We start from the raw sequence: 9,905 nt of genomic DNA, 5'->3' as shown, positions 1-9,905 counted from the left end.
AATTCACGGCGATTTCGGCGGCGGGATATCTGGCCCGGACGGCCCCCTTGGCGCAGTATGGCCGGTATCCGATCCGCTCCAGGAGCCTGCCGCCATGAATGAGATCAGCGTCCCGCGTCCGAACAACCTCGACGCCTTCTGGATGCCCTATTCGGACAACAAGTATTTCAAGGATACCCCGCGCCTGCTCGCCCGGGCCGAGGGCATGCTCTACTTCACGCCCGAGGGCCGCGAGATCCTGGACGGCACGGCCGGCCTCTGGTGCTGCAATGCGGGGCATGGCCGCCGCGAGATCACCGAGGCGATCCAGAAGCAGGCCGCCATCCTCGACTTCGCGCCCACCTTCCAGCTCGGCCACCCCATCGCCTTCGAGGCCGCGGCCCGCGTGGCGGAGATGACGCCCGAGGGGCTGGACCGCGTCTTCTTCACCAATTCCGGCAGCGAAAGCGCGGACACCGCGCTGAAGATCGCGCTCGCCTATCAGCGCGCCCGCGGCCAGGCGCAGCGCGTGCGCCTCGTGGGGCGTGAGCGCGGCTATCACGGCGTCGGCTTCGGCGGCATGTCGGTGGGCGGCATCGGCCCCAACCGCAAGCAGTTCGGCGCCATGCTCCCCTATGTGGACCACCTGCCGCACACCCACCTGCCCGAGCAGAACGCCTTCTCCCGCGGCCTGCCCGCCCATGGCGCGCATCTGGCCGATGAGCTGGAGCGCCTGGTGGCGCTGCATGGCGATACCATCGCCGCCGTGATGGTGGAGCCGCTGGCCGGCTCCACCGGCGTGCTGGTGCCGCCCGTGGGCTACCTCCAGCGCCTGCGCGAGCTCTGCGACAAGCACGGCATCCTGCTCATCTTCGACGAGGTGATCACGGGCTTCGGCCGCATCGGCACGCATTTCGGCTCTGAGCGCCTGGGTGTGACGCCCGACATCATGACCATGGCCAAGGGGCTGACCAACGCCGCCGTGCCCATGGGCGCCGTCGCCGTGAACAACGAGGTCTATGACACGATCATCGGCGGCACCGCGGCCGGCATCGAGTTCTTCCACGGCTACACCTATTCCGGCCACCCGCTGGCCGCCGCCGCGGCACTCGCCGCCATCGACATCCATGTGCGCGAGGACCTGCCCGGCCGCGTCCGCGCCATCGAGGATTACTGGCAGGAGGCCGCGCATTCGATGCGCTCCGCCCCCAATGTGATCGACATCCGCAACCACGGCCTGATCGCGGGCATCGAGCTGGCGCCGCTGCCCGGCAAGCCGACGGAACGCGCCAACCGCGTCTTCCGCCGCTGCTTCGATGACGGGCTGCTGGTGCGCGTGACGGGCGACATCGTGGCGCTCAGCCCCCCGCTCATCATCGAGAAGTCGCATGTGGACCGCATCTTCACCACGCTCGCGGATGCGATCCACAAGGAAGCCGCCTGAGCCGAACGGTCCAGCCTGACCCTGCCACGCGCCCCCGGCCTCCCGCGAGGCCGGGGGCGTTTTCGTTCCGGCCGCCCCCTTGGCCTTCCCCGCCGGGCCAGCCCATATAGGTCCCAGAAAACCTCCCCCCTTCGCGGAGCCCGCCTTCCATGTCCGACCAGATTCCCGTCACCGTCCTCACCGGCTATCTCGGCGCCGGCAAGACCACGCTCTTGAACCGCATCCTCACCGAGCAGCACGGCAAGAAATTCGCCGTCGTGATCAACGAGTTCGGCGAGCTGGGCGTCGACAATGACCTCGTGGTGGATGCCGACGAGGAAGTCTTCGAGATGAACAATGGCTGCATCTGCTGCACCGTCCGCGGCGACCTGATCCGCATCCTCTCGAACCTCATGAAGCGGCGTGAGAAGTTCGACGGCATCATCGTCGAGACCACGGGCCTTGCCGATCCTGCCCCCGTCGCCCAGACCTTCTTCGTGGATGACGACGTGAAGCGCGCCACCAAGCTCGACGCCATCGTGACCGTGGTGGACGCCAAGCACCTTCTGGCCCGCCTCGAGGACAGCAAGGAGGCCGAGGAACAGATCGCCTTCGCCGACCTCATCCTGCTCAACAAGATGGACCTGGTCAGCGAGGAGGAAGCGGCCGAGGTCGAGCGCCGTATCCGCGCCATCAACCCGATGGTGGAGCTGATCCGCAGCACCAAATCCGACGCGCCGATCGAGAGCGTGATCGGCCGCGATGCCTTCAACCTCGAGCGCATCCTGGTGCGCGAGCCTGATTTCCTCTCGGGCGAGGACCATCATGAGCATGACAGCGAGGTGAATTCCGTCTCCTTCGAGGTCTCGCGCCCGATCGACCCCGAGAAGTTCAACACCTGGATGACCGACCTGCTGGCCGCCAAGGGCCAGGACCTGCTGCGCACCAAGGGCATCCTCGCCTATCCGGGCGAGGATCGCCGCTTCGCCTTCCAGGCCGTCCACATGGTTGCCGATGGCGATTATATCGGCCCCTGGAAGGAGGGTGATCCGCGCAAGTCCAAGATCGTCTTCATCGGCCGTGACCTGAATCGCCCGCAACTCCGCCGCGGTTTCGAATCCTGCCAGGTGGAAGCTTCGGCGTGAGCGACGCGCCCGATATCGAGTTCCTGCTGGGCCAGCGCGGCACCTCGCAGGATTTCGGCGCCTGGGTCATCGGCCTCGCCTTCGGGCGCGAGGGGCGCTCGCTCCATGCGGGCCTGGGCGATGGCACGGTGCGCGTGGCGCAGGTCGCCTCGCCCGGCGAATGGCTGACGGTGGAAGCCCATAAGGGCGCCGTCATGTCGCTCTGCGCCGATGCGAAGGATGGCGCGCTGAGCGGCGGCGATGACGGACGGGTGATGCGGATCGCCCCCGACGGCACCGCGACCGAGATCGCGAAGTTCGGCAGCAAGTGGGTGGAGCATGTGGCCGCGCATGAGAGCGGCGTGCGCGCCGCCTCGGTCGCCAAGGCCGTGCACGTGCTGGACGCCAAGGGCGAGGTTCTGAAGTCGCTCGCCCATCCCTCCACCGTCGGCGGCATCACCTTCGACGCCAAGGGCAAACGGATCGCGGCCAGCCACTACAACGGCGCCTCCCTCTGGTTCGTGAACGCGAAGGAGGACAAGCCCCGCGCGCTCGAATGGAAGGGCAGCCACGCCGCCATCGCCATGCACCCCGAGGGCGGGCATGTGGTCACCGCCATGCAGGAGATGTCGCTGCATGGCTGGCGCCTCGCCGATGGCCAGCACATGCGGATGTCGGGCTATCCCGCCAAGACGCACAGTCTCTCCTTCACGACGAAGGGCAAGTGGCTTGCCACCAGCGGGGCCGAGGCCGTCGTGCTCTGGCCCTTCTTCGGCGGCGGCCCGATGGGCAAGGCGCCAACGGAACTCGCGGGCGGCGATGGCGTGATGTGCACCCGGGTGCTCTGCCACCCGGTGCATGAGATGGTCGCCGCCGGCTTCGAGGATGGCCTCGTCCTGCTGGCCGACATCAACACGGGCCGCGTCCTGCCGGTGGCGCCGCCGGGCCATGGCGGCGTCTCGGCGCTGGCCTGGAACCCCACGGGATCCCACCTCGCCTTCGGGACCGAGAGTGGCTTCGTGGGCCTGCTGGACCTCTCCGCCCGATGAGCGTGCCGCTTCTGACAACACCCCGCCTCACCATGCCGGCGCTCGGCCTCGGCACCTGGCCGCTGCGCGGCGCGGAATGCCAAGGCGCGGTGGAGAGCGCGCTGGCCCTTGGCTACCGTCACATCGACACCGCCGAGATGTACGGCAATGAGGACGCGGTGGGCGCCGGCATGGCGGCAAGCGGTGTCGCGCGCGGCGATGTCTTCCTCACCACCAAGATCTGGCACGACAAGCCCGATGGCACGTCCTTCCGCGCCGCCTTCGCCGCCTCGCTGGAGCGGCTGCGCCAGCCTTACGTGGATTTGCTGCTGGTCCATTGGCCATCGCCCGCGCTGAACCTGCCATCGGTGCTCACCGCGCTCGCCCATCTCCAGGCCGAGGGGCTGGCGCGCGCCGTCGGCGTCTCGAACTTTCCGAGTGGGCTGCTGCGCCAGGCCTTGGCGCTGGACATCGCGCCCATCGCCTGCCTCCAGGTGGAGCAGCACGCCATGCTCGGCCAGCAGACCCTGCTCGACATCACGCAGCCGGCGGGCATCGTGATGACCAGCTACACGCCGCTCGGCAAGGGCGAGGTGCTGGAACACCCGGTGCTGACCGGCATGGCGGCCCGCCATGGCGCGACGCCGGCCCAGGTGGCGCTGGCCTGGCTGCTGTCGAAGAAGCTGGTCGCTGCCGTGCCCAAGGCGGCCAGCGCCGCCCGCCAGGCCGAGAACCTCGCCGCGGCCCGGCTCAAGCTGAGCGAGGCCGACCTCGCCGCCATCGCCGCCCTGCCGAAGAATCGCCGCTTCGTGAACCCCGCCTTCGCGCCGACCTGGGATTCGCCGGACGCGTGATCCAGATGTCGCGCCGGCTGCGCCGCGGCATTATGCTGGCCTGAAGGCAGGAGGGAGGCCCCAACGATGTCGCAATCCGAAGAAGAGGGCGAGGAGTTCGATCTCGGCATCAGCCTGGAGATCGTGGCCACCGTCGTGGACCTCGCCAATGCCGTGCAGGACGCCGAGGAGGGCCTGCTCAGCGGCGAGGATGACGACGAGGAAGACGAGGACGAGGACGAGATCAGCGAGGAAATGCTGACCGACTTCATCGACGAGTTGAACGAGGAGCAGCAGGTTGCCCTCATCGCGCTCGCCTGGATCGGCCGCGGCGACTACGAGCCCGAGGAATGGGAGGAGGCGCTGAAGATGGCCGCGGAACGCAATGCCCGCGGCGATGCCAGCACCTACCTGGCCGGCATGGAGGGCCTGGGTGACCTGTTGAGCGAGGGTGTGGGCGCCTTCGGCCTCGCCATCGAGGAAGTGGAGCGCTGAGGAGCGCCCGTATGGGGCCTCAGGCCCCGCGCGGGAACATCGCCGCCTCGATCATCGCGCACAGCGCATGGCCCAGCACCTCATGCCCTTCCTGGATGGAGGGTGTGACGCTGCTGGGCACGCAGATCACGATGTCCGACACGGCGGCCAGTTCCACCGCGCCCGGCCCGTTGCCGGTAAAGCCGATGGTGGTGATGCCGCGCTCCCGCGCCGCGCGCATCGCGGCCAGGATGTTGGGCGAGCGGCCTGAGGTGGTGAGGCCCATCAGCACGTCGCCCGCGCGGCCCAGCGCTTCCACCTGGCGCGCGAAGACCCGCTCATAGCCATAGTCGTTGCCGATCGCGGTCAGGATCGAGCTGTCCGTTGTCAGCGCGATGGCGGGCAGCCCGGGCCGGTCGTAGTGGAAGCGGCTGACCAGCTCGCCCGCCCAGTGCTGGGCGTCCGCCGCGCTGCCGCCATTGCCGCAGATCAGGATCTTGCCGCCGGCGCGCAGTGCCGTGATGCAGGCATGAGCCGCCTCGTTGGCGGCTGCCTGCAAGGTGCCGTCCGCCTCCATGCGCGCGATCAGGGCGGCGGCGGCGCGCAGCGCACCCAGGATGGTCGGCGTTTCCGCCATGGGGTCAGCTCTCCGGATGGCGCCTCACGGCGCCTCGTAGCGCGGCAGCCAATCGAGATCCGCGCAGAACAGGAATTCATCGGCCCGGTCCGGCCGCATCAGCGCCCGGTGCAGCGCCGCGTTGAGGCCCACCTCGTCCAGGATGGGCTGCGGCTCATGCGCCGCGTCGAAGGCCACGCCATGCGGGAAGGCGGCGAGGCACTGGGCCAGCAGCTCGCGGGGGCCAGGGCCGGGCTCGGCCAGCAACTCGGCCAGATCGAAGCGGACGAGCGCCATCGTGCCGCGCTCGCGCAGCCAGGGGGCGATGGCGGGGGCCTGACGCGCCGCGCCCGGTTCGTTCAGGCGCAGCAGATCGAGCCGGGCAGGCTTCTCGCGCTCCATCATGCCGGCGACGGAACCCATGGCGACAGCCCGCATGGCCACCCGCTCCAGGCCGTTATCGGCCAGGTTCTCGGAGAGGGAGGCGGCGCGTCGGATCGAACCCTCATGCGCGATGATCATGGCGTGCCGTGGCGCGCCGGCGGCAAGGCCGAGCGTGGTGACGCCGATGCCCGCACCGGCCTCGACGACAACGCGCCCCTCGCCCTCATTCACCCAGGCCGCGCGCAGCAGGGCGGCGAGGCGGGGGGCGGGGCCGGGGGCAGCGATGAACTCCGGCTCCCGGCTGTCACCCTTGAGGCTGAACTCGCGTCCCAGCAGGCGGATGGTCCGGCTGCGCGGCCCTTCCGGGCGTGGCAGGCGGGACTCGATGGCGGGACAACCGAGCAGGAAGCGCCGCAGGCTTCGCAGGCTCGGGTGGCGCAGCAGCAGCGCCTCGATCTCGGCCGCATCCGGCACCCGGTCCGTGCCGAGCAGGAGGCAGGCCGCGGCGGCCTCCTCGGTGGCGCGGCTCTCCGCCCAGTGGCCACGCTCCACGAAGCCCGCCATCGCCACGGCCGCCATTTCCGGGCTTGTGAGGATGCCGTCGCGCAGACCGGTGAGGTTGGTGGCGTCGCACCAGCCCTGCACGACCGTCTCGTTCTCCGGGTCACGCCCCAGCAGGAAGCGATAGGCCCAGCGCACCACAGCGGGTGTGAGTTCCGCCGTCACGCTGCTCATTCCCATCGCTCCAGCCAGTCGAGATCGTCACAGAGGATCAGGTCATCCACACAGTTGCGCTCGGTCAGGACGGTGTGCAGCACCCAGAGCAGGCCATCATGGTCCACGATGGGCAGGGGGCGTCCATCCGGCCCGAAGGCGACCAGGTGACGGAAGGCGGCGTGCCATTCCTCCAGCACCTCCATGGGGTTGCGCGCCCCGGCGGTCATCTGCGTCCAGGTGTTGAACTCGGTGAAGACAATGGCCCGGTCGCGGGCCAGGGCCTCGCTGGCGCCCAGGATGGCCGGCGTCTCGCCGCCCTCGATGTCGAGCTTGAGGAAGTCCAGCCGCTCGATGCCGAGCTCGGCCAGGACGCTGTCGAGGCGACGGACCGGGACCTGCCGGAAGACCGCGCCGGCCGTCTGGGTGCGGCTATGCGCCTCGGCCAGCGCGCTCGTCGCCGCGTTGCGGGTGCCACAGCGCAGGCGGGCCACGCCGTCGCGCTCGGCCAGCGCGCAATCCAGCACCCGCGCCTGCGGGAAGTCATTGGCATCGAGATTGTGGCGCAGCAGAGGGAGGTTGCGCTCATCCGGCTCGAAGCAGAGGAGTTCGGCGTGGTAGGGTGCCGCGGCGCCCATGACGAGGCTGGTCACGCCGATATTGGCCCCGGCATCCGCCAGCACGCGGCCCGCGCCACCATCCGGGAAGGCGGCCCGCAGCAGGCGGGCCAGCCGCTCCAGGCTCGGGTCAACCGGGCCTGCAACCAAGCCATTCCAGTACCCTTCCTCCCCATCGCCGCGCAGGCGAAAGCTGCGGTCCAGCACCGTCAGCGTGTGGTCTCGCAGGGCGATCACGGGAGGGGCGGACGGCGCAGGCGCTGTGGCGGGGGCTTCCGGCCGGCCCCAGGGAAGCTGCTCCGCCAGTTCGCGCAGTTCGGGCGCGGCGAGGAAGGCTCGGCGGTAGCTCAGCAGATCGGCATGGGCCGCCAGCTCCGCCTGGATCTGAGTGTCGGTCGGCGTTGTGTTGAAGCGCAGCAGCCAGGCGGCACGGATGGCGGATGCGCCCAGCGGTGAGTGCGCCCAGGTGCCATAGGCCGGCGCTCCCGCCATCATGTGAGACTCGGCTTCCGACGAGCGCACGAAGTAATTGAGGATCAGCCGCCCATCCTGCAGCGAAGCCCAGTGAGCCAGCACCGCTTCACTCTCTGCCTCGCGCCCCAGCAGGAAGCGATACGCCCAGCGTACGGCCTCCACATAGGAAATCTGCGTCCCGGTGCGATCCATGCTGCTCTTTTCCGCGCGCACCCCTGCGGCGTCAAGCGATCTCCCGGATCAGCTTGCGGCGCACGGCGGTGCCAAAGGCGTCGAAATCCTCGGCCACGATCATGAAGGCGCCGGTGCCGCCGATGACGCTCTGCTGGAAATACTGGTCGAGCGGGATCTGCGGCATGCGGCCGAAGGTCGGCCGGTCATTGATGATGGGCAGGCCGTTGATGACGATGCCCTGCGCCACCGCCTCGTCGCGCGCCAGTTCCGCCGGGCGCCCCGAATTGTTCACGCCATCGCCCGAGACGTCGATCACGCGGCGCGTGCCCTCGAAGGGCGCCTCGGCCAGGACACGGCGCGAGAAGTCGATGCCGCCCGAGATGGAGGTCCAGGAGAGCGAGGCGCGCGGCGCCTCGGCCAGCGCCGAGGCCCAGGCATCGGCATCCGCCTGGTTGGCGATGCGCGTCCAGGGCAGCACCAGGCGCTGGTACTCGAAGCCCGCCCATTCGACGTAAGCAAGGCCGATGGCGCCGATCATCCCGCGCCGGATCACCTCCACCACGCGCGGGTCGCTCACCGCGTTGCGGTAGCCTTCGCGCTGGAGGCGGGCCTCATCCTCGTCAATGGAACGGCTGACATCCACGGCCAGCACGAGCAGCACATCAACCGGCTCGGGCGCCTGGGCGCGGGCCGTCAACGGCAGGGCGGCGGATGCGGCCAGCAGGGAACGACGACGCATGGCGTTCGACCTCGCGCACAGGGGAGGAACACCATCAAAGCGCCGCGCGCCGGCAAAACGCAATGCCTGGTTGCATGCGCGGGCCGGTTTTTCGCGTGGGTCAGCCCAGGCCGCGCAGCACGGCGGTGCAGACGCGCTCCACCTCGCCCTCATCCAGATAGGGATGCATGGGCAGCGACATGACCTGGTGGCACAGCGCCTCGCTCACCGCGAGCGGGGGCGCGGCCGAGAGCGCCGCCGCATGGCTCGCCGCATAGGCGGGCTGGTGGTGCAGCGGCTTCGGATAGTAGACGCCAAAAGGAATGCCGTCCGCCTTCAGCGAATCCTGGACCCGCGTCCGCTCGGCGGCGTCCCGGCAGCGGATGGTGTAGAGGCCCCAGGCCGATTGCGCCTCATTCGGCACGCGCTGGAGCGCCACCTTGCCGGCGAGGCGCTGCGCATACCAGCCGGCCACCTTGGCGCGATCCTTCAGCTCCTGCGCGAAGAGATCCATCTTGCAGAGCAGGATGGCCGCCTGGATCGTGTCCAGCCGCCCATTCATGCCGATGCGCAGCACCTCATAGCGCCCGCCGCCCTCGCCATGAGTGCGGAGCGAGCGATACAGCGCCGCGCGCTCCTCGGACGGTGTCAGGATGGCGCCGCCATCGCCGTAGCAGCCCAGCGTCTTGGTGGGGTAGAAGCTGAGGGTCGTCGCATCGCTGTGCTGGCCGAGCGACTTGCCGTGCAGTGTGGCGCCGAAGGCCTGGGCCGCGTCATCCAGCGTGAACATCCCATGCTTCGCCGCGATGGCGCGGATGCCGTCCCAATCCGCCGGCAGGCCAAAGAGGTCCACGCCGACGATGGCGCGCGGCTTCAGCTTGCCCTCCGCCAGGACCAGCGCGATCCTGCGCTCCAGGTCGCCGAGGTCCATGTTGAAGGTCTCGGCATCCACATCCACGAAGACGGGCGTCGCACCCAGCACCAGCGGCACCTCGGCCGTCGCGGTATAGGTGAAGGCGGGCAGGAACACCGCATCGCCGCGGCCGATGCCCTCGGCCATCATCGCGATCTGCAGCGCATCCGTGCCGGAGGAGACGCCCACCGCATGCACGCCGGAGAAGGCGGCGAGGCGGGCTTCCAGCTCGGCCACTTCCGGGCCGTTGATGAAGCGGCCGGAGGAGATGACATGCGCCACGCGGCGATCGAGCTCGGCGCGGATCAGCGCCTGCTGCGCCTGCATGTCGAAAAGGGCGATGGGCTTCGGAGTCTGGGTCATCCGCGCTTCGTGAGCCACCCGCCGTCGAGGATCAACCCCCCGGCGATTCAAGCCGTGTGACGGAAGGTGTC

The 9,905-nt window shown here is 69.4% G+C and carries 10 protein-coding genes; 5 read left to right on the top strand and 5 right to left on the bottom strand.

Features of this window, described 5'->3' with window-relative positions:
• The first annotated feature begins 94 nt into the window (after positions 1-94).
• From KTR66_RS13885 to KTR66_RS13865, 5 genes are all read left to right on the top strand, one after another.
• The gene (locus KTR66_RS13885; protein WP_213613360.1) at positions 95-1,423 is read left to right on the top strand and encodes an aspartate aminotransferase family protein; all 1,329 of its coding nucleotides are present in this window, start codon (positions 95-97) and stop codon (positions 1,421-1,423) included.
• Positions 1,424-1,572: 149 nt separating this feature from the next.
• Positions 1,573-2,547: a GTP-binding protein gene (locus tag KTR66_RS13880; RefSeq protein ID WP_213613358.1), complete on the top strand. Its 975-nt coding sequence runs from the start codon at positions 1,573-1,575 to the stop codon at positions 2,545-2,547.
• Positions 2,544-3,575 carry a WD40 repeat domain-containing protein gene (locus KTR66_RS13875; RefSeq protein WP_213613356.1) on the top strand — a complete coding sequence of 344 codons (1,032 nt, stop codon included), beginning with the start codon at positions 2,544-2,546 and terminating at the stop codon, positions 3,573-3,575. The genes KTR66_RS13880 and KTR66_RS13875 overlap by 4 nt, the downstream gene beginning before the upstream one ends.
• Positions 3,572-4,408, top strand: coding sequence for an aldo/keto reductase (locus tag KTR66_RS13870; protein WP_213613354.1), 837 nt, complete (start codon positions 3,572-3,574; stop codon positions 4,406-4,408). The genes KTR66_RS13875 and KTR66_RS13870 overlap by 4 nt, the downstream gene beginning before the upstream one ends.
• A gap of 66 nt (positions 4,409-4,474) precedes the next feature.
• A complete protein-coding gene (locus KTR66_RS13865; RefSeq protein ID WP_213613352.1) occupies positions 4,475-4,882 on the top strand; it encodes a DUF3775 domain-containing protein in 408 nt (135 codons plus the stop codon).
• A 19-nt stretch (positions 4,883-4,901) separates the two neighbouring features.
• Here KTR66_RS13865 and KTR66_RS13860 read toward each other — a convergent pair whose 3' ends face one another.
• The 5 genes from KTR66_RS13860 to KTR66_RS13840 all read right to left on the bottom strand — a co-directional run bounded on the left by KTR66_RS13860 (position 4,902) and on the right by KTR66_RS13840 (position 9,834).
• Positions 4,902-5,498 carry an SIS domain-containing protein gene (locus KTR66_RS13860; protein ID WP_213613350.1) on the bottom strand — a complete coding sequence of 199 codons (597 nt, stop codon included), beginning with the start codon at positions 5,496-5,498 and terminating at the stop codon, positions 4,902-4,904.
• 24 nt (positions 5,499-5,522) lie between these two features.
• A complete protein-coding gene (locus KTR66_RS13855; protein WP_213613348.1) occupies positions 5,523-6,596 on the bottom strand; it encodes a hypothetical protein in 1,074 nt (357 codons plus the stop codon).
• On the bottom strand, positions 6,593-7,858 hold the full coding sequence (locus KTR66_RS13850; RefSeq protein ID WP_213613346.1) for an FkbM family methyltransferase: 1,266 nt from the start codon (positions 7,856-7,858) through the stop codon (positions 6,593-6,595). The genes KTR66_RS13855 and KTR66_RS13850 overlap by 4 nt, the downstream gene beginning before the upstream one ends.
• A gap of 31 nt (positions 7,859-7,889) precedes the next feature.
• Complete coding sequence (locus tag KTR66_RS13845; RefSeq protein ID WP_213613344.1) at positions 7,890-8,579, bottom strand: DUF1194 domain-containing protein; 690 nt, start codon at positions 8,577-8,579, stop codon at positions 7,890-7,892.
• A 100-nt stretch (positions 8,580-8,679) separates the two neighbouring features.
• Positions 8,680-9,834 (bottom strand): DegT/DnrJ/EryC1/StrS aminotransferase family protein, encoded by a 1,155-nt coding sequence (locus tag KTR66_RS13840; RefSeq protein WP_213613343.1) that lies wholly within the window; start codon positions 9,832-9,834, stop codon positions 8,680-8,682.
• Between the last annotated feature and the right edge of the window lie 71 nt (positions 9,835-9,905).

Source organism: Roseococcus sp. SDR, assembly GCF_019083995.1.
Taxonomy (GTDB): domain Bacteria; phylum Pseudomonadota; class Alphaproteobacteria; order Acetobacterales; family Acetobacteraceae; genus Roseococcus.
Note: the sequence above shows the minus strand (reverse complement) of the source record. Positions and strands in the feature narration are given on the sequence as shown.